The following is an 18,309-nucleotide window of genomic DNA, read 5'->3' as shown; positions in this document are numbered from 1 at the left end:
CAACCGGATGGCGGATGAGGCCCCCGGCGCCGCTCGCGCCGCCCCGTCGCGCCCCGGCCCCGGGGCGCCCCCTCCCGGCGTGCCGGCCCCCGGCGCGCGGTCCGGACCGATTCCCATGATCCTCGTCTGCGGCGAAGCCCTCATCGACCTCCTGCTCGATCCGACCGACGGCGCCGCGATCCCGGCGCGGGCCCTTCCCGGCGGGTCGCCCTTCAACGTCGCCGTCGGCCTCGCCCGGCTCGGCGAGGCGGTGGCCTTCTTCGGCGGCCTGTCGCGGGACCGCTTCGGCGAGCACCTCGCCGGGGTTCTGGCGCGCGAGGGGGTGGAGGCGCGCTTCGCGCCGCGCTCCGACCACCCGACGCCCCTGGCGGTGGTGGCGCGGGGGCCGGACGGCCAGCCGGCCTACACGTTCCACGGTGCCGAGGCCGCCGACCGCATGGTCGCGCCCGCCTCCCTGCCGCCCGCCCTGCCGGATGCCGTGCGCGCCCTCGCCTTCGGCTCCTACACGCTGGCGGTCGAGCCGGTCGCCTCGACCTACGCGGCGCTCGCCGCGCGGGAGGCGGGCCGGCGGCTGATCAGCGTCGATCCCAACCTGCGCCCCGCCGTGGTGGGCGATCTCGCCGGCTGGCGGGCCGCCGCCGAGCGCTTCTTCCGGGTCGCCGACATCGTGAAGGCGAGCGACGAGGACGTCGCCCTGGCCTTCGGGCTCTCGCCCGAGGCGGCCGCGCGGATGTTCCTGGCTCTGGGCGCGGCCCTGGTGGTGATCACCCGGGGCAAGGACGGCGCCGTCGCCTATTCGGAGCGCGTCTCGGCGAGCGTGCCCGGGCGCGCGGTCGCGGTCCGCGACACGGTCGGGGCCGGCGACACGTTCCACGCCGCGCTCCTCGCCCGGCTGTCCCGCGGCGGGCTGCTGACGCGGCAGGCCCTGGGCGCCCTGACGCAGGAGGCCCTGGCCGACCTCCTCGCCTATGGGGCGGCCGCGGCGGCCCTGACCTGCTCCCGCGCCGGCGCCGACCTGCCGCGGGCGGACGAGGTCGAGGCGCTGCTCGCCTGACAGGCTGATCCGACATCCGACGGATTGCGTCGCCATGCGGATGGCGGCTTCGCTCAGGCGCCGCGCGGGCTTGGCATGTCGGCTTCGCTCAGGCGCCGCGCGGGCTTGGCACATCGGCTTCGCTCAAGCGCCGCGCGGGCTGGTCATGCGCGTTCCGGAAGTGACCGTCCGGAACGCGCATGAGAAATCGATCGATTGCCGCTTCTGCGCGGAATGAACGGCCAGACAACAGGATCGCACGTCCTGCACGACGGGAACGAACGAGTCCGGCTCAGCCTCCGGTCCCGACGGCCCGGGATGCGTCCGCATCCGGCCGCCCCGATCGGAGGAGGCCGCCCCTCCGCTCCCGGCTCGTCGGCACCCGCTGCCGCTCAGCCGCCGAAGGGCTTGTAGCCGTTGGTCTGCTCGATCTCCTGGTCGATCGCCGCCGCCGCCCGGTCGAGCGCCCGCTTCGGATCCTCGCCCTTCATGACCGAATTGACCGCGGCGGCGAAGGCCCGCGAGATCACCGGGTAGGCCGGATGCGGCGGGCGGGGCACCGCGATGCGGGTCAGCTGCTCGCGGTAGAGCGCCATCGGCCCGCCCTGGCGGAAGAGCGGGTTGCGCTCCGCCGCCGCCTGGCGCGACGGGATCGCGCCCGCCGCCCCGGCCACCGCCTCCATCGCCGGCTCGGACATCAGGAATTCCAGGAACTTGGCGGCCGCCTCCTTGTTCGGGGAGCCCGACCAGATCCCCCAGTTCCAGCTCCCCATCCCGGTGACGTGGCGCGCGCCGAAGCGCGGCATCGGCAGCAGCACCAGGTCGGAGCCGAGGGCGGCGCTGTGGGTCGGCCACATCCAGTGCCCGACCAAAGCCAGGGCCGCGCTCCGCTTGCCGTAGAAGGCGTCGTCGCCTTCCGAGGCGGGCACGATGTACCCGGCCTTCATCCAGGACTGGATCCGGCCCAACGCCGCGATCGACGCCTCGGAATTGATCGTCCCTTCGGCCTGCCAGGTCGTGCGGTTGATCAGATCCCCGCCGTACGATTGCAGGATCGGCGCGAAGCCGTAGGTGTACCACTCGCCGACGCCGTAATTCAGCTTCATGTCGAGGGGCGTCGGGTAGCCGGCGCGCTTGAGGGCGGCGAGCGCGGCCTCGAACTCCTCGCCGGTCCAGGCATCGTCGAGGCCGCTGGGGATCCGGATCCCGGCCTGGCGCAGGGCCGAGCGGGAGGCCCAGAGTCCGAGCCCGGAATCGAACTGGCCGAGGGCGTAGATCTTGCCGTCCGGGGCGTAGAGGCCCTGTGCGCGGATCGACGGCAGCAGGGCGCGCATCAGGTCGGGCGGGAGCAGGTCGTCGAGGGGCGCCAGCAGGCCGGCCCAGGCCGCGTTCGCGAAGCTCGGCCCGTCGAAGTCGAGGATGTCCGGCCAGGTGCCGGCCAGGGCCTTCGCCTGAACCGTCTGGTTCTCGATCGGCTTGGGCAGGGTCACGAGTTCGGCCGGGATGTCCGGGTGCGATCGGTTCCAGGCCGCGACCTGGGCCGCGATGGCGTCGAGTTCGGCGGCGCCGCGGCTGCCGTGGTCCAGGATCTTCAACGATGCCGCCGACGCGGCGCTGGCGGCGAGCATCGCCGCCGCCGCCATCGCGGCCAGGGAAAGGGTCCGCTTCATCGCCAAGGCGCTCCTCGGATGATGTCCGGGTGGTGGGGGAGGGGGCGGGCGCGCCGGGTCAGGCGCGCGCCACCTTGTGCAGGAAATCCGAGATCGTGGACCGCAGCTGGTTCGCCGTCTCGTTCATCGACAGCGAGGCGCCGTGGACCTCCTCGGACACCGATCCGGTCCGCGCCACGGCCTGGTTCAGCCCGTCGACGTCGGCCGTGATCGTGAAGGAACTGTCGGCGATCCGCTGGATGTTGGAGGTGATCTCGGCCGTCGCGGCGCCCTGCTCCTCGACCGCGGCGGCGATGTTGGCCGTGAGTTCGCCCATGCTGCGGATCGCGGTGGCGACGTCCCCGATCGCGCTGGCGCTGCGGTCGGTCGCCTGCTGGATGGAGTTGATCTGGGCGGTGATCGAATCGGTCGCCTTCGAGGTCTGCTCGGCGAGCTGCTTCACCTCGGCCGCGACGACGGCGAAACCCTTGCCGGCGGGCCCGGCCCGGGCCGCCTCGATCGTGGCGTTGAGGGCGAGCAGGTTGGTCTGGTCGGCGATGGCCTTGATGATGCCGACGATCTCGCCGATCTGCCGGGTCATGTCGGTCAGGTCGCGGATGCAGCGATCGGCGGAGGTGGCCTGCGCGACGGTCGAGGTGACGAAGGCGTCGGCGCGGACGACCTGGCTGCCGATCTCGCCGATCGAGGCGGTCAGCTCCTCGGAGGCGGAGGCCACGGTCTGGGCGTTCTCGGTCGAGCGGGCGGTGGCCTGCGACACCGAGGCCGCCCGGCCGCGCGTATGCTCCGCCACCGTCCGGAGTTCCCCGGCCGTCGCCTTCAGGGTGGCGCCCGCGCGGCCCACGGCTTCGAGGAGCCCGCCCGCACCGGCCTCGAACTCGGCGATCAGGTGCTCGATCAGGCGGTTGCGCGCGTCGCGGGCCCGGCTCGCATCGAGCGCCTCGGCCTGGAGCCGCTCGTTCTCCCGCCCCGCATCGCGCAGCACCGCCACGGCGCGCGACATCGCCCCGATCTCGTCGCCCCGCTGCGAGAACGGGATCTGGACCTCCCAGCGGCGCTCCGCGAGGCTCCCGACCACCTGCGTCAGCCCGCGGATCGGCGTCGCGATGCCCTGGCCGATGACGAGCGCCAGCCCCGCGCCGAGCAGCAGCGCGGCGAGGGACAGCCCGCCGGCGAGCCAGGTCGAGGACGTCAGGGTGCGCCGCGTCGTATCGATGCTGCCGGCGAGCTGGACCTGCGCGTCGGCCTGGATCTGCTTGGTGGCCGTCGCGATCTGGCGCGAGCCGATGGAGAGTTCGTTGTTCAGGATCGCGTCGATCTCGCGCTGGAGGCCCTGCCGCGTCGCCTCGGCCGTCGCCGTCTGCCGGGCGATGCTCAGATCCGCCATCCGGCCGAAATTCTTCGAGTAGCTCGCGGTGAGGTCGAGGATGGCTTGCTTCTTGCCCTCATCCTTGATGCGCTCGGCCTCCTTCCGGATGACCACGACCAGGTTCATGCCGCGCCGGACATGCTCGAAGTCGTTCGTCTGAGCGAAGCTGGTCACGGCGATGCCGAGCGCGCCGATCGCGTTCGAGACCGCGAGCGCGGTGTCGCGCTCCCGGACCATGGCCTCCTGCTGGCCTACGGCTTGTGCCACCCGGTTGACCCCCCACAGGCCGCTCACCGCGACCAGCAGCATCAGGATCAGGATCGGCGCAAAGCCGAAGGCGAGTTGCAGCCGGATCGGGACACGGTCGAGCAGACCGGATGCTTCAGAGGAACGGCCCATTTCCGCATCATCCCAATGTTCAAGCGGGGCATAGTTTCAGCGCAATCTATTCTCCATTCCTTAGCGGAAGGTGAAGCAGGAGCCGCCCCGCGACGAAGCGACTGGGCCCGGTCATCTCGCCTAGGCCCGGTCGTCCAGACTAGGCCGGGTGCGGGCGCGGCGCGGCAGGGCGGCGCTCAGGCCGCGCTCTCGCGCACCACGCCGCGCCGGATCAGGTCGTCGATCGCCGCCGCATCGTAGCCGTGGGCCGCCAGGATCGCGCGGCTGTGCTCGCCCAGCAGCGGGGCCGGGCCGTGCACGCGTCCGGGCGTCGCCGAGAACTTCACCGGCAGGCCGAGCGTGCGCATCGGCCCGGCGCGGGGATGCGCCACCTCCACGACCATCTCGCGCGCCAGCGTCTGCGGGTCGCGGTGCATCGCCGCTACGTCGAGGACCGGGCCCGCCGGCACGCCCCCGGCTTCCAGCCGATCCAGCCACTCGGCGGAACTCGCCTCGCGGAAATAGGCCGAGAGCGCGGCCGCGAGGGCGGCGCGGTGCTCCATCCGGCCGCGATTCTCGCGGAAGCGCGGATCCTCCGCCAGGGCTTCGGCCCCCAGCACCGCGAGGAGCCGCAGCCAGTTCGTCTGGTTGGCGGCCCCGACGGTGATCCAGCCGTCGGCGGTCGGGAAGGCCTCGTAGGGCGCGTTGAGCGGGTGGGCCGAGCCCATTGGGCCCGGCGCGATCCCGGTCGCGAGCGCGATCGCCGATTGCCAGTAGGTCTGGACGATGCCCGCCTCGAACAGGGAGGTGTCGACCTCCTGACCCTCGCCGGTCTTCAGCCGGTGCACGTAGGCCGCGAGCACGCCCATCGCCGCCACGATCCCCGCCGTGATGTCGGTGACCGGCGCCCCGCTCTTCACCGGCGGCCGGCCCGGCCCCTCGCCGGTGATGCTCATCAGGCCGCTCATGCCCTGGGCCACGAGGTCGAACCCCGCCCGGTCCGCGTAGGGCCCGGTGCGGCCGAAGCCGGAGAGCGAGCAGTAGATCAGCCCCGGATTGTCCCGGCGCAGGGCGGCGTAGCCGAAGCCGAGCCGCTCCATCGTCCCTGCCCGGTAGTTCTCGATCAGCACGTCGGCGTCCCGCAGCAGGCGGCGCAGCACCGCCTTCCCGTCCGGGTGCTTCAGGTCGAGGGCGAGGCCGCGCTTGCCGCGGTTCATCATCATGTAGGCGGCGCTCTCGCCCGCCACGGTCGGGGGCACCATGCGCCGCGTGTCGTCCCCGCCCTCGCTCTTCTCGACCTTGATGACCTCCGCCCCCATGTCGGCGAGCATCAGGCCGCAGACCGGGCCCGCCATGATGTGGGCGAGCTCGACCACCTTCACGCCCGTGAGCGGGCCCTGCCGGGTCATGGCGCCCTTACTCCGCCGCGGCCGGAGCGAGCGCGGCGCCCTCCGCCCCCGGCGCCTCCGCGAAGCGCCGCTCGGGATGCATCGTGAAGGCGAGCGCCGCCCCGGCGAGCAGCAGGCCGATCGAGCCCGCGAAGGGCAGGATCCAGTTGCCGGTCAGGTCGACGATCCAGCCGAAGGCGAGCGGCGAGACGATCGCGGCCACCGCCGACCCGGTATTCATCAGCCCGCTCGCGGTGCCGGAATATTGCGGGGCGATGTCCATCGGCACCGACCAGATCGGCCCGATGACGAGTTCGAGGAAGAAGAAGCCGGCCGAGAGCAGCACCGCGATCGCCGTGAGGTCGCGGGTGAAGAACACCCCGACCAGGCTGGCGGCCGCCCCCAGCATCCCGAGCAGGATGATGCTGAGCCGCGCGAGCTTGAGGTTGCCGGTCCGCTGCAGGATGTGGTCCGACAGGACGCCGCCGAGCGTGTCGCCGACCACGCCCGCGAAGAACACGCCGGACGCGAACAGGGCCGAGTTCTTGAGGTCGAGCCCGTACCCCTCCTTGAAGAAGGACGGCAGCCAGTTGAGGAAGAGCCACAGCGTCCAGCCGTAGCAGAAATAGGTCAGCGTCACCGGCAGCATCCGGCGGGTGAGGCGGCCCCACGGCACCGCGCTGCGCTGGCCCGGGACCCGGGCGGGCGGCAGGGCGGCGAGTTCCTCGGGCGTGATGCGGGCGTGGTCGCGGGGATCGTCGCGGAACGTGACGTACCACGCCACCACCCAGACGAAGCTCGCCACTCCCAGCACCACGAAGCCGTAGCGCCAGCCGACCAGCGCGATCAGCAGGGCGACGATCGGCGGGGCGACCGCGTTGCCGAGCCGCGCGAAGGCGTGGGTGATGCCTTGCGCGAAGCCGCGCCGGCCGGGCACCGTCCAGTTCTGCATGGCGCGCGTCGCGGTCGGGAAGGTGGCGCCCTCCCCGAAGCCCAGCATCACGCGGGCCAGGAAGAGCGACGCCATGCTCCCGGCGAAGCCCGTCAGCACGGTCGCGGCGGCCCAGATCACGCCGCAGATCAGCAGCGTGCGCCGCGCCCCGAACCGGTCGCCGACCGAGCCGCCGATCACCTGGAACACCGCGTAGGGATACGCGAAGGCCGAGAAAATCAGCCCGAGCTGCGTGTTCGTCAGCCCGAGATCCTGTTTGATGTGGCTCGCCGCCGTGCCGATGTTCACCCGGTCGATGTAGGTGATGAAGTACATCAGGCACAGCATCAGGAGGACACTGGTCGTCGCCTTGACCCTTGCCGGCATGGGCGTCTCACTCCGCGATGGAGGCGGCGGGCGGGAGACCCGGCGCGTCCAGGTTTCGGGCCGCCGTCTTGGTGCGGCGGGCTCCGCCGTCCGGGCTGGGCCGAACGGCATTACGAATTTTGAATACATTATCTGATCCGCCGCCGCTGGCAATCCGGTCCCGAGACCGATTCCGGCCCGGTCCACCGATCCCGCATCGGACGAGCGGGGCCGGAGGATAGTCTTCGGCCCGCGCGGAACCGGCGATCATGGTGCGGCGAACGCTGCGTCGGCCGCCAAGACGGCGGTCTCTGCCGGCGAAGACTTTCCCGAGAGGGCGGAAAGTCGATCCGAGTCCGGGCGGGCCGGACGACCTGTCCCTGATCTTGCACCCGATCTTGCCCCCGATCTTGCCCGGGGCCGGGCCGCCCCCCGCTGCGCCGCGCGCCGCCCGGCCCCGGGCAGGCCGGAAGTTCCGGCCTGTGGCGCGGCGGGCATAGGCGGTTGTCCGCCTCGCGCGCTACGTTTCGGAGTTGTTTCGCGCCGGTCCCTCCGCCCCCGCCCGGCCCTCCGCCGCTCCCAGGTCCCGTATGACGACGCTCCCCCAAGGCAACCCGGTCCTCGGCTCCCTCGCATGCCTCGCGGCGGTCCTGTCGATCGTCGCGGGAGGGATGTACTACCTGAACGCGAGCTACCACGACCATTACGAGATGAGCCGGCTCCAGGCCGTCGCGCGGGCCGATCCCGCCGCGCCGCTCTAGCGCGGGCGCCACCGTGCCAAGCCGGGACCCGCCCCGGAGAGCGGGGACGAGCGGCCCGAGACCGCCTACGAGGAGTAGCCCGTCGGCCCCGCCCGCGGGGTTTGTTGGAGAGATCTGCGGTTCGGTGAAGCTCAGGCGAGCCTTACTCAGGTCAAGATCGGTCTTTACAGTCCAGATTCGGAAGCAGTGGAGAAACCAGGGGCCTTCCGGCCCCGCGCGGAGCATCGTCCATGGTGAGATCCGGCCCCGTCGAGAGTCACCGGCCCGGCTCGCGCCGCGCCTACACGCGCACGGTGTGGGTCATCGTGATCGGCACCCTCGCGGTCGCGGTCGCGCAGGGCGCCTACGCGCTGGCGATCGGCTCGGACAGCCTGCTGGACGAGTCCCGCGGCTTCGGCTTCGACATCGTGCTCAACGCGGTCGCCGCCCTGGTCTTCGGCCGGGGCGAGCGGGTGGAGCGGCTCTCGGCCCTCCTCGTCGCGGCGATCATGGCCGCGTCGGGGGCGCAATCCCTGCTCGACGGCTGGCGGGACCTGACCTCGCCCGACAAGACCAGCACCGGGCTCGTCGCCCTCTCGCTCGCCAGCAGCCTGTCGGTCTCCGCCCTCGCGGCGGCCGCCCTGTCGCGGTTCCGCGACGACCCGAACCCGCTGATCGAGGCGACCTGGCTCAACGCCCGCAACGACGCCGTCTCGAACGCCCTGATCGGCGCGGTGAGCTTCGGCTCGTTCCTGGCCTCGGCGAGCTGGGTCGATTGCGGCCTCGACCTGATGGCGGCGTTCCTGTCCTTCCAGGCGGCGGGCGCCATCCTGCTGGCGAGCCTGCGCCGGCACGCGCCGGCGGGGCCGGCCTGCGCCCCGACCCTGCCGTGACCCGGGCGGCGCGGTGAGGACGGGCGGGGAGGGGGGCCGCGTCGCGGCCTTCCTGCTGATGGCGCTGATCTGGGGCCTCACGTGGCTGCCGACGAAGCTCGCCGCGGAGGTGGTGCCGCCCGTCACCCTGGCGCTCTTCCGCTTCACCCTCGCGGGGCTCGGCTACCTCGCCCTCGTCCTCGCCCTGCGCCTGCCGCTGCGGATGGAGCAGCCGGGCCGGATCCTGCTCGCCTCGCTCCTCATCACCACCGGCTCCTACGGCCTCCTGTTCTGGGGCGTCGCCCGGGCACCGACCGGGCTCTCGGCGGTGGTGAATCTCGGGCTGATGCCGATCTTCATCGTGCTCGTCGGGGCGCTCTACGGGGAGGAGCGGATCACCGGGCGGCGGCTCGGGGCGATCGGGCTCGGCCTCGCGGGCCTCCTCCTCCTCTATCAGGGGCGGCGCGGCGGCGGGTCCGACGAGGCGGGGCTCGGCCTCGCGGCGGTCGCGGCCGGCACGCTCAGCTACGCCTGGGGCGCGGTGGCGAGCCGCCCGCTGATGCGGCGCATGCATCCGGTCGCGCTCGCCTTCTGGGAGACGAGCCTCGGGGCCCTCGGCCTCGTGCCGGTGGCGCTCCTGGCCGAGGGCTACGATCCGGGCCGGCTCGCGGGCCTCGCCGACCCGCGCGTCGCCTTCGGGCTCGGCCTCATGGTCCTGGGCGGGTCGCTCGCCGCCTTCACGATCTATCTCTGGCTGGTGCGGGCCTGGGGCGCCTTCCGGGCCGGGCTCTACGCCTTCGTGAGCCCGGCGGTGGCGGTGGCGGTCGGCGTGGCGGCGGGGGGCGAGGTGATCGGCCGGCCCGAGGCCCTCGGCATGGCGGTCCTGCTCGCCGCCACGGCCCTCGCCCTCGCGGAGCGCCGCCCGGCCCCCGCGCCCGCCGCCTCGCCGGCGGATTGAACCTCGCGCGCGTCCCCGTAAGCTTCCGCCCCGGCCGCGAGCGCGGGAGGGCGATCATGCGGGACGCGGACGCCGTCTTCACCGGGTCGATCCCGGCCCTCTACGACGGCGGTCTCGGCCCGGTGCTGTTCGCCCCCTACGCGCGCGACGTCGCGGCCCGGGTCGCCGCCTTCGCGCCCGCGTCGGTGCTGGAGACCGCGGCCGGCACCGGCATCGTCACCCGCGCCCTCGTGGCGGCCCTGCCCCCCGGCACGCCGGTCCTGGCCACCGACCTCAACCAAGCCATGCTGGACCACGCGGCGGCGCAGCCCGGCGCGGCCGGCGTGACCTGGCGCCAGGCCGACGCGCAGGCCCTGCCCGTGCCGGACGCGGCTTTCGACGCGGTGGTCTGCCAGTTCGGCGCGATGTTCTTCCCCGATCGGCGGGCCGCCTTCGCGCAGGCCCGCCGCGTGCTGCGGCCGGGGGGACGCTTCGTCCTGACCGTCTGGGACCGCCTCGCCGAGAACGACCTCGCCGCCACGGTCACGCAGGCCCTCGCCGCCCTGTTCCCGGCCGACCCGCCGGCCTTCCTGGCCCGCACCCCCTACGGGTTGCACGATCCGGAGGCGGTGCGGGGGGACCTGCTCGCTGCCGGCTTTTCCTCGGTCACGGTCGAGACCGTGCCGCAGGTCAGCGACGGCGTCCCGGCGCGGGCGGCGGCAGGAATGTGCCAGGGCACGCCGCTGCGCGGCGAGATCGAGGCGCGCGGCGCGTGAGCCTCGACGAGGCGACCCGGGCCGCCGCCGCGGCGATCACTTCCCGGTTCGGCGATCCGGTCTGCGGCGCGCGGATGCGGGCGCACGTGGTGTCCGCCCTCCGCTGACGGGGTCGCGGGGGCGGCCGCCGCGAGGGGGCGGGGCGGCGCGGGGCGACCGCCGGGACGGCCCCGCCCGGCGCCTGGAACGCGTGGCCCCAGGGCCTGGACGCTTCGCTGGGCGCCCTCCTGCTGCGCGTGCCCCGGCGCCGCGACGGCGGCGAGCGCGAGGCGGGCGAGGGACGCGATGCGCGTGGTCATGGGGCGGTCTCCTGAGGGGGCCAGGAGGCGGGCCGGCCGATGCCGGCATCCCGGGCGCGGGAGCTTCCCTGAACCGGCCGCTCACGCCGCGTGAATGACGGACCGGAAGCAGATCGGCTGACCACAATTCGCGTTTGACCAATCGAAACGCGCTGCAACGACACCATCGCACGAGTCCAGCTTCGCACAAGGCAGGCGAGCTATTCCTGCGGCAGCCTTGATTCAATTGTTTCCGGGTGTCCGATGGCCCTCAAGAGCAGCAACCCAGCCACGCAGATCGCGGCCCCCCCGGCGCCATGGCTGGACGCATCGACGGACAGCGGTGCGCTCGGCGACAACCTGACCAGCTTCCGGAGCCTGAAGCTGGACGGAACGGGCGCGCCCGGTACGGCGATCCTGGTGAGCTACACCGGAACGACGGCGGCCGGTAAGCGCGTCTCCGGCACCATGCCGGCCGTGACCGTGGACGCCTCGGGGGCCTGGAGCGTCGCCACGACCAGCCTGTCCGACGGCGTGTACGCCTTCACGGCCGTCGCGCAGAGCGGGCCCAGGAGCACGAGCGCGCCCTCGCCCGCCCTCACCGTCACCATCGACACGACGCCCCCGCCGGCGCCGATCCTCAGGGATTTCCCGGCCGCCTCCACGAACAACGCGACGCCGACCCTGGCCGGGACGGCCGAGAAGGGCGCCAAGGTCGCCATCTACATGGATGGTGCCGCGACCGCCCAGGCCATCGTGACGGCCGACGCGACGGGTGCGTGGTCCTACACGGAGGCGAGCAGGCTGATCGACGGCACCCACAGCTTCGTGGCCACGGCCACGGACGCGGCCGGGAACACCTCGGTGCGCTCCTCCGCGAAGTCCGTCATCATCGACACCGTCGCGCCCACCGAGACCATCACCCAGCTGCTCGTCGCGGGCGACAACGTGATCGACGCCGGCGAGCAGGCGGCCGGCACCGTCACGGTCTCGGGCACGCTCTCGGCCGCGCTCGCCCCGGCGGAGAGCCTGCTGCTGACCGTGGCCGGGGCGACCTACACGGTGCCGCAGGCCAGCCTCTCGGGCACCAGCTTCTCGCTGCAGGTGGCCAAGCCGGCCGCCGGCTGGGCGAGCGGATCCGCCTCGGCGCGGGTGCAGGACGCCGCCGGCAATGCGGGCCAGACCACCACGCAGAGCTTCACCCTCGGCGGCGCGCCGGTTCCCCCGGCGGGCCAGCTCTCCCTGCTCGGCATCAACCTCGCGGGCGGCGAGTTCGGCAGCGCGGTGCCCGGCCGGTACGGGACCGACTACATCTACCCCAACCACGCGGAGATCGACTACTACGCCGGCAAGGGCCTGAACGTCATCCGCCTGCCCTTCCTGTGGGAGCGCCTGCAGCCCGTCCAGGGCGGCGCCCTGAGCAGCAGCGATCTCGCCTACATCGACGACGTCGTGAGCTACGCGAACGCCAAGGGCATGAAGGTCGTTCTCGACATGCACAATTACGGCTCCGGTTACGGCTCCCCCGTCGGCAGCGCGGCCACCCCGGTCGGCGCCTTCGCGGATTTCTGGGGCAGGATGGCGGGGCACTTCGCGTCCAACCCGAACGTGCTGTTCGGCCTGATGAACGAGCCGCAGCAATCCACCGCCACCGAGTGGCTCGGCGACGTCAACGCGGCGATCCAGGCCATCCGCGGGGCCGGCGCCACCGCGCAGGAGATCCTGGTCCCGGGGACCTACTGGGACGGGGCCTGGACCTGGACGACCTCGGACAACGCGGCCGTGCTGGGCGGCGGCGTGGTCGACCCGTCGAACAACTACGCCTTCGAGGTGCATCAGTACCTCGACGGCGACGGGTCCGGCACGCACGCGGGCGTCGCCTCGACGAGCATCGGCGTCGAGCGCCTCCAGGCGGCCACGCAATGGGCCGAGAGCACCCACAACCGGCTGTTCCTCGGCGAGTTCGGGGTGGCCCAGGATCAGACGAGCCTGGCGGCGATGGACGCCATGCTGGGCTACATGAGCCAGCACACCGGCGCCTGGCAGGGCGCCACCTACTGGGCGGGCGGCCCGTGGTGGGGCGACTACATGTTCTCGGCCGAGCCGACCGGGCTCGGGACCTCCAGCGTCACCGACAAGCCCCAGATGACGGTGCTCGACAAGTACATCTGAGCGCGGCCCGGGCGCGGGGCGGCGCCCCTTGATGCGGCGGCCGGTCGTCGTCATCTGAGGGGCGATGCCCGCGCAGATCCTCGACGAGGTCAGCCTCGGCCGCTTCCTCGACGCCTTCTACGCCCGCCTGCGCGCGGACCCGCTCGTCGGCCCGGTCTTCGCGGCGGCGATTCCCGATCCCGGCTGGCCCCGCCACATGGAGACGATCCGGGCCTTCTGGTCCTCGGTGCTGTTCCGGACGGGGCGCTACAAGGGCAATCCCTTCGGCAAGCACCTCGCGCTCGCCGGGCTCGGCCCGGACCACTTCGCCCGCTGGCTCGCCCTGTTCGAGGAGAGTGCGGCGGCGCATTTCGCGCCCGAGATCGCCTCCGTCCTGGTCGAGCGGGCGCACCGGATCGGCGACAGCCTGAAGGCCGGCCTGTTCTTCCGCCCCGGCGAGGCGGCGGGGCGAGGCGGCGCCTGAGAGCCGGCGGGGCGGCCCCGTCCGGGCCCGGGCTCAGCCGGCCCCGTCCTCGCGGCGCCTGTCGGTGAACAGGCGCCCGTCGGGGAAGCGCAGGCTGACCTCCGCGCTGAGGCGGCCGCTCGCGCGCACCCGCAGCATCGCCGGCCGGGCGAGCTCGTCCCGGCGCGCGAGCGCCTCCTCGGCGCAGAGCGGGGCCTCGCGCCCGCCGCCGAGCCCGCGCCACCACGCCACCGCCTTCTCCCGCGCGTAGCCGCGCCCTTCGAGCGCGAGCCGGATCCGGTGGGGGCCGTCCGCGGCGTCCAGCACCACGTCGAGGCCGCCCGGGGCCGGCGCGACCTGCCAGCCCCGCACCTCCCGCCACGCCCCCTCGGCCCGCAGGGCCGCCATCACCCGCTCGGACAGGATCGGCAGGGTGTCCTCGGCGCGCGCCTCGTGCCTCGCCTCCTCGCCCGGCTCCGCCGCGGGCTCGACCCAGCAGGCCTCGCAAGTCGAGGCGTTGAGCGCGATCAGCGCCCCGCAGCCCGGGCAGGCCTTCGCCCGCACCTCCGTCTCCCGGCCGCGCACGGCGGCGGTGCGGGAGGTGACGCTGTCGACCGGCCCGTGCAGGCGCACGAGCCCCGCGTAATCGAGGATCAGCGCGTCCTCCTTGCCCGGCGCGCGGCGCAGGGCCCGCCCGACCTGCTGCACGTAGAGCCCGGTGCTCTGGGTCGGGCGCAGCAGCGCGACGAGGTCGACCTCGGGCACGTTGAAGCCCGTCGTCAGCACCCCGACCGAGGTCAGGCAGCGGACGCGCCCCTCCCGGAAATCCCGCACGATGCGCTCGCGCTCGCGCCGCGGCGTGTCGCCGGAGACCGCCTCGCAGGAGAAGCCGGCCGCCCGCACCGCGTCGCGCACCGCCCGCGCATGCGCGATCCCGGCGCAGAAGGCGAGCCAGGCCCGGCGGGCGCGGCCGTACTCCACCATCTCCTCCACGGCCGCGCGGGTGATCCAGTCCTGGTTGACCGCCGCCTCGAGCTGGCTCGGGATGTAGTCGCCGCCGCGCCGGCCGACGCCGCTCACGTCGAGGGCGGTGAGCGTCGCCTTGGACACCAGGGGCGCCAGGGTGCCGCGCTGGATCAGGTCGCCGACCGTGACCTCGTGCACGATGCGCTCGAACAGGCGGCCCTCGCCCTCGTCGAGGCGCCCGCTGTCGAGCCGGTAGGGCGTCGCCGTGAAGCCGACGACGCGCATCCCCGGCCGCACCGCGCGCAAGCCCGCGAGGAAGCGGCCGTAGCGCGTCTCGGCGGCGCGGGGGATCAGGTGCGCCTCGTCGACGATCACGAGGTCGCGGGGGCCGATCAGGTCGAGCTTGTCCCAGACCGACTGGATCCCGCAGACCAGCACCGGCGCCGCGGCCTCGCGGCGCGCGAGCCCGGCGGAGAAGATCCCGGCCGGGGCCTCGGGCCAGTATCCGGTGAGTTCGCGGTGGTTCTGGGCGATCAGTTCGCGGCTGTGGGTGACGATGGCGATGCGGGCGGCGGGGTCGCGGCCCAGACTCTCCCGGGCGAGGGCCGCGATCACCAGGGCCTTGCCGGACCCGGTCGGCAGCACGATCAGGCCGTCGCGCAGGGCCGGCCCCCTCGCCCCCTCCCAGGCGGCCCGGAGCGCGTCGAGGCTCGCCCGCTGATAGTCGCGCAGTTGCAGCATGGGGGCCGTGTAAGGCCTTCGGATGCGCGCGTCCGTGGCGGCCACGCCTCAGGGCCGGGGCGCGGGCCTGCCCGGGATCGGCGCGGCGCCTCGGCATCCCGGGCCGCCGGCCTCAGCCCCGGAACGCGTCCTCGCCCGCGAGGTAGGCCCGCTCCTGCGGCGTCTCGGCCCGGCCGAGGATCGGGTTGCGGTGCGGGAAGCGGCCGAAGCGGCGGATGAGGTCGCGGTGCTCCCGCGCCGCGGCGAGGTGGCGGGGCAGGCCGAGCGCCGCGAAGAGCGCGAGGCTGCGATCCTGCAGGGCCGCGTCCTCGGCATGCATGAAGGGCATGTACAGGAAGGCGCGCAGCTCCGGCGCGATCGCCCGGTCGTGGCCGCGGGCGAGCGCCCGCTCGGCCGCGGCGAGCGCCGCCGCGTCGGTGGCGTAGGCGCGCGGCGTCCCCCGGAACAGGTTGCGCGGGAACTGGTCGAGGAGCAGGACGAGGGCGAGGGCGCCCTCCGCATCCGCCTCCCAGGCCGCGCATTCGCCCCGGGCGGCGGCCTCGTGCGCGGCGCGAAAGCGGGTGCAGGCGGCGTCGAAGCGCGGCTCCGCCGTGAACCAGCGCGCCTCGCCGGCCTCGCGCCAGAACGCCACCACGTCGCCCGGATCCACCGGCCCTGCGCGCACCGCGTCCCCTCCGGTCTTCGCCGCGCGCGCATCCGCTGCGCGCCGGCCCCGCCGCAATGCCTATTCCCTGTCGCGGACCGCCCGGCTAAAAGCCGCCGCATCGCACGGCCGCTCCAGCGCCCGGAGCGTCCCATCACCTCCACCAACTCGCACAGGGGGAGCCGCCATGCGGGTCTATTACGATCGCGACGCTGACATCAATCTGATCAAGGGCAAGAAGGTCGTCATCGTCGGCTACGGGAGCCAGGGGCACGCCCACGCCCTCAACCTGCGCGATTCCGGCGTCAAGGACATCGTCATCGCGCTGCGCAAGGGCTCGGCCAGCGCCAAGAAGGCCGAGGCCGAGGGCTTCAAGGTCATGGAGGTCGCCGAGGCGGCCGCGCAGGCCGACGTCGTCATGATGCTGACGCCGGACGAGCTGCAGGGCGACATCTACCGCGAGTCCCTGCACGGCCAGATGAAGCAGGGCGCGGCCCTGCTCTTCGCGCACGGCCTGAACGTGCACTTCAACCTGATCGAGCCGCGCAAGGATCTCGACGTGCTGATGGTCGCCCCGAAGGGGCCCGGCCACACCGTGCGCTCGGAGTACCTGCGCGGCGGCGGCGTGCCGACCCTGATCGCCATCGCGCAGGACGCGTCCGGCAACGCGCACGACCTCGGCCTGTCCTACGCCTCGGCGAATGGCGGCGGCCGCGCCGGCATCATCGAGACCACCTTCAAGGAGGAGTGCGAGACCGACCTCTTCGGCGAGCAGGTCGTGCTCTGCGGCGGCCTCGTCGAGCTGATCAAGGCCGGCTTCGAGACCCTGGTCGAGGCGGGCTACGCCCCCGAGATGGCCTATTTCGAGTGCCTCCACGAGGTGAAGCTGATCGTCGACCTCATCTACGAGGGCGGCATCGCCAACATGAACTACTCGATCTCGAACACCGCCGAGTACGGCGAGTACGTCACCGGCCCGCGCATCATCACGCCCGAGACCAAGGCCGAGATGAAGCGGGTTTTGACCGACATCCAGTCGGGCACCTTCACGCGCAACTGGATGCTAGAGAACAAGGTCAACCAGACCTCGTTCAAGGCGACGCGCGCCCGCAACGCCGCCCACCCGATCGAGGAGGTCGGCGAGCGGCTGCGCGGCATGATGCCGTGGATCAAGGAGAAGGCGCTGGTCGACAAGACCAAGAACTGAGCCGCGCCCCGCGCGCCTCGCACCGGCCGGCCCCCGCGGGGCCGGCCTTTTTCATGCCCGCAGGCCCGCCGCGACGCGGCCCGATCGGAACACGGAGGATCCCATGGGCTCGCTCTCCGCGCAGGCGCACCGCGCCCTGCTGATCCGGGCTCCCCTTGATCGAAGCGGGTCCCGGATCACGAGCCCGCGCGGCGCCTGAGCGACGCCGACATCCGCATTGCCGAAACGGGAGATGGCGAAGCCATCAACCGGATGGCGTATGACGGGAACGGGATGTTCTACTCGCTGGGCAACATCGCCGCGCAGGGCCGGGTGGGCCTGCTGTTCATCGCCTTCGAGACGCCGCATCGCCTGCGCCTCCAGGGCCTCGCGCGGCTTTAGCGGGAGGGTCCGCTGCCGGCCGCGTACCCGGAGGCCAAGGCCCTCGTGCGCGTCGAGGTGGCGAAGGTCCGGGTGAATTGCCCGCGCTACGTCCACGCCTGCCGCGAGGTCCGGGATTCCCGCTCCGTGCCGGAGGCGGGCCGCGAGACGCCGCTCGCGCCGTGGAAGCGCCGCGACATGGTGCAGGACGTGCTGCCGGAGGACGCCGCCCGGGCCAGGGCCGAGGGCGCGATCGACGTGGCCGATTACACCGCCCGGGTCCTGCGCGGCGAGGGCTGAGGGCTGGCCGGTGCCCCCGCCTCAGCAGCCGAGCTGCCGGGCGAGGTCGCCGAGATCCGCCGCGGAGACGTCCACCGGCACGCTCGGCCCGGCCTCGCCGCCGCCCGGTCCCGTCTCGTCGGGACGGGCGATGTGCGCGGTCCCGAGCCCGCAGGCGGCCGCGGCGGCGAGGTCCGAGGAATGGGCCGCCACCATCACGACCTCCTCCGGCGCGAGGCGCAGCGCCTGCGCGGCGGCGAGGTACACGGCCGGCTTCGGCTTGTAGTCGCGCGCGAGTTCGGCCCCGAGCACGGCGTCCCAGGGCAGGCGGTTGCGGCGCGCATGCGCGATGGCGAGCCGGATATGGGCGTTCGAGCAGGGAGCGAGCAGGAAGTGCGGCCGCAGGCGGGCGAGCCCCTCGGCCACGTCGGGCCAGGCGTCGAGGCGGTGCCAGGCGAGGACGAGGTCGCGCTTGGTCTCGGACGGGATGCCGGCGAGGCCCTCGGCGGCGAGCAGATCCTCCAGGCTCTCGGCGTGGAGCGCGTCGAGATCCGCGAAGGGGCGCGTTCCCTGCCGGATCGGCTCCATGCCGGGCTGGTAGCGCGCCCGCCACGCCCGCGCGAAGGCACTCCCGTCGAGGTCCGGGCGGAGCGGCCTCAGCAGGCGCTCGGCCTCGCGGGCGACCCCGCCGTGCCAGTCGAGCAGGGTGCCGAACACGTCGAAGATCAGCGCCTGGACGGCCATCCCGCTCCCTCCCGCCGGCC

General features: G+C 73.5%; 17 protein-coding genes. 10 read left to right on the top strand and 7 right to left on the bottom strand.

Translation table 11 applies throughout. The features are described 5' to 3' along the window. Positions 1 to 115: 115 nt before the first annotated feature. Positions 116 to 1,054 (top strand): carbohydrate kinase family protein, encoded by a 939-nt coding sequence (locus QA634_RS17365; RefSeq protein WP_012333216.1) that lies wholly within the window; start codon positions 116 to 118, stop codon positions 1,052 to 1,054. Positions 1,055 to 1,425: 371 nt separating this feature from the next. Here the strand turns inward: QA634_RS17365 and QA634_RS17360 are convergent, their stop codons facing one another. From QA634_RS17360 to QA634_RS17345, 4 genes are all read right to left on the bottom strand, one after another. Beyond that, a complete protein-coding gene (locus QA634_RS17360; protein WP_012333215.1) occupies positions 1,426 to 2,703 on the bottom strand; it encodes an extracellular solute-binding protein in 1,278 nt (425 codons plus the stop codon). Positions 2,704 to 2,761: 58 nt separating this feature from the next. Beyond that, positions 2,762 to 4,468, bottom strand: coding sequence for a methyl-accepting chemotaxis protein (locus QA634_RS17355; protein ID WP_012333214.1), 1,707 nt, complete (start codon positions 4,466 to 4,468; stop codon positions 2,762 to 2,764). Positions 4,469 to 4,644: 176 nt separating this feature from the next. Next, entirely contained in the window at positions 4,645 to 5,856 is a 1,212-nt protein-coding gene (locus tag QA634_RS17350) for a CaiB/BaiF CoA transferase family protein (protein WP_012333213.1), read from the bottom strand. Between the two features lie 7 nt (positions 5,857 to 5,863). After that, positions 5,864 to 7,153: an MFS transporter gene (locus tag QA634_RS17345; RefSeq protein ID WP_012333212.1), complete on the bottom strand. Its 1,290-nt coding sequence runs from the start codon at positions 7,151 to 7,153 to the stop codon at positions 5,864 to 5,866. A gap of 569 nt (positions 7,154 to 7,722) precedes the next feature. On the opposite strand from QA634_RS17345, the gene QA634_RS17340 reads away from it, so the two are divergent. The 6 genes from QA634_RS17340 (at position 7,723) to QA634_RS17315 (ending at position 13,370) form a co-directional block, all read left to right on the top strand. Then, complete coding sequence (locus QA634_RS17340; protein ID WP_012333211.1) at positions 7,723 to 7,893, top strand: hypothetical protein; 171 nt, start codon at positions 7,723 to 7,725, stop codon at positions 7,891 to 7,893. Positions 7,894 to 8,123: 230 nt separating this feature from the next. Continuing rightward, complete coding sequence (locus QA634_RS17335; RefSeq protein WP_012333210.1) at positions 8,124 to 8,765, top strand: cation transporter; 642 nt, start codon at positions 8,124 to 8,126, stop codon at positions 8,763 to 8,765. Positions 8,766 to 8,778: 13 nt separating this feature from the next. Then, the gene (locus QA634_RS17330) at positions 8,779 to 9,702 is read left to right on the top strand and encodes a DMT family transporter (protein ID WP_012333209.1); all 924 of its coding nucleotides are present in this window, start codon (positions 8,779 to 8,781) and stop codon (positions 9,700 to 9,702) included. A 56-nt stretch (positions 9,703 to 9,758) separates the two neighbouring features. Then, positions 9,759 to 10,457 carry a class I SAM-dependent methyltransferase gene (locus QA634_RS17325; protein WP_322597462.1) on the top strand — a complete coding sequence of 233 codons (699 nt, stop codon included), beginning with the start codon at positions 9,759 to 9,761 and terminating at the stop codon, positions 10,455 to 10,457. Positions 10,458 to 10,999: 542 nt separating this feature from the next. Beyond that, the gene (locus QA634_RS17320; RefSeq protein ID WP_012333208.1) at positions 11,000 to 12,907 is read left to right on the top strand and encodes a cellulase family glycosylhydrolase; all 1,908 of its coding nucleotides are present in this window, start codon (positions 11,000 to 11,002) and stop codon (positions 12,905 to 12,907) included. Between the two features lie 64 nt (positions 12,908 to 12,971). Further along, positions 12,972 to 13,370: a group III truncated hemoglobin gene (locus tag QA634_RS17315; protein WP_012333207.1), complete on the top strand. Its 399-nt coding sequence runs from the start codon at positions 12,972 to 12,974 to the stop codon at positions 13,368 to 13,370. 33 nt (positions 13,371 to 13,403) lie between these two features. Here QA634_RS17315 and QA634_RS17310 read toward each other — a convergent pair whose 3' ends face one another. Both QA634_RS17310 and QA634_RS17305 read right to left on the bottom strand, forming a co-directional pair. Further along, the gene (locus tag QA634_RS17310) at positions 13,404 to 15,056 is read right to left on the bottom strand and encodes a DEAD/DEAH box helicase (RefSeq protein ID WP_012333206.1); all 1,653 of its coding nucleotides are present in this window, start codon (positions 15,054 to 15,056) and stop codon (positions 13,404 to 13,406) included. Positions 15,057 to 15,168: 112 nt separating this feature from the next. Beyond that, positions 15,169 to 15,720, bottom strand: a complete 552-nt coding sequence (locus tag QA634_RS17305; RefSeq protein ID WP_012333205.1) for a DUF924 family protein — start codon at positions 15,718 to 15,720, stop codon at positions 15,169 to 15,171. 166 nt (positions 15,721 to 15,886) lie between these two features. Here QA634_RS17305 and ilvC point away from each other — a divergent pair, with 166 nt between their 5' ends. The 3 genes from ilvC (at position 15,887) to QA634_RS17290 (ending at position 17,566) form a co-directional block, all read left to right on the top strand. Next, complete coding sequence (gene ilvC, locus QA634_RS17300) at positions 15,887 to 16,906, top strand: ketol-acid reductoisomerase (protein WP_012333204.1); 1,020 nt, start codon at positions 15,887 to 15,889, stop codon at positions 16,904 to 16,906. 252 nt (positions 16,907 to 17,158) lie between these two features. Further along, complete coding sequence (locus QA634_RS17295) at positions 17,159 to 17,287, top strand: pyridoxamine 5'-phosphate oxidase family protein (protein ID WP_265576630.1); 129 nt, start codon at positions 17,159 to 17,161, stop codon at positions 17,285 to 17,287. A 45-nt stretch (positions 17,288 to 17,332) separates the two neighbouring features. After that, positions 17,333 to 17,566, top strand: coding sequence for a hypothetical protein (locus QA634_RS17290; protein WP_050777491.1), 234 nt, complete (start codon positions 17,333 to 17,335; stop codon positions 17,564 to 17,566). 21 nt (positions 17,567 to 17,587) lie between these two features. Here QA634_RS17290 and QA634_RS17285 read toward each other — a convergent pair whose 3' ends face one another. Continuing rightward, a complete protein-coding gene (locus QA634_RS17285) occupies positions 17,588 to 18,289 on the bottom strand; it encodes a haloacid dehalogenase type II (protein ID WP_012333203.1) in 702 nt (233 codons plus the stop codon). Between the last annotated feature and the right edge of the window lie 20 nt (positions 18,290 to 18,309).

Source organism: Methylobacterium sp. CB376 (genome assembly GCF_029714205.1).
Lineage (GTDB): Bacteria > Pseudomonadota > Alphaproteobacteria > Rhizobiales > Beijerinckiaceae > Methylobacterium.
Note: the sequence above shows the minus strand (reverse complement) of the source record. Positions and strands in the feature narration are given on the sequence as shown.

What these genes read in the sequence shown, in the direction of transcription:
- QA634_RS17365 (WP_012333216.1), top strand. Translation starts at nt 116, where the DNA reads ATGATCCTCGTCTGCGGCGAAGCCCTCATCGACCTCCTGCTCGATCCG.
- QA634_RS17360 (WP_012333215.1), bottom strand. Translation starts at nt 2,703, where the DNA reads ATGAAGCGGACCCTTTCCCTGGCCGCGATGGCGGCGGCGGCGATGCTC.
- QA634_RS17355 (WP_012333214.1), bottom strand. Translation starts at nt 4,468, where the DNA reads ATGGGCCGTTCCTCTGAAGCATCCGGTCTGCTCGACCGTGTCCCGATC.
- QA634_RS17350 (WP_012333213.1), bottom strand. Translation starts at nt 5,856, where the DNA reads ATGACCCGGCAGGGCCCGCTCACGGGCGTGAAGGTGGTCGAGCTCGCC.
- QA634_RS17345 (WP_012333212.1), bottom strand. Translation starts at nt 7,153, where the DNA reads ATGCCGGCAAGGGTCAAGGCGACGACCAGTGTCCTCCTGATGCTGTGC.
- QA634_RS17340 (WP_012333211.1), top strand. Translation starts at nt 7,723, where the DNA reads ATGACGACGCTCCCCCAAGGCAACCCGGTCCTCGGCTCCCTCGCATGC.
- QA634_RS17335 (WP_012333210.1), top strand. Translation starts at nt 8,124, where the DNA reads ATGGTGAGATCCGGCCCCGTCGAGAGTCACCGGCCCGGCTCGCGCCGC.
- QA634_RS17325 (WP_322597462.1), top strand. Translation starts at nt 9,759, where the DNA reads ATGCGGGACGCGGACGCCGTCTTCACCGGGTCGATCCCGGCCCTCTAC.
- QA634_RS17320 (WP_012333208.1), top strand. Translation starts at nt 11,000, where the DNA reads ATGGCCCTCAAGAGCAGCAACCCAGCCACGCAGATCGCGGCCCCCCCG.
- QA634_RS17315 (WP_012333207.1), top strand. Translation starts at nt 12,972, where the DNA reads ATGCCCGCGCAGATCCTCGACGAGGTCAGCCTCGGCCGCTTCCTCGAC.
- QA634_RS17310 (WP_012333206.1), bottom strand. Translation starts at nt 15,056, where the DNA reads ATGCTGCAACTGCGCGACTATCAGCGGGCGAGCCTCGACGCGCTCCGG.
- ilvC (WP_012333204.1), top strand. Translation starts at nt 15,887, where the DNA reads ATGCGGGTCTATTACGATCGCGACGCTGACATCAATCTGATCAAGGGC.
- QA634_RS17295 (WP_265576630.1), top strand. Translation starts at nt 17,159, where the DNA reads ATGGCGTATGACGGGAACGGGATGTTCTACTCGCTGGGCAACATCGCC.
- QA634_RS17285 (WP_012333203.1), bottom strand. Translation starts at nt 18,289, where the DNA reads ATGGCCGTCCAGGCGCTGATCTTCGACGTGTTCGGCACCCTGCTCGAC.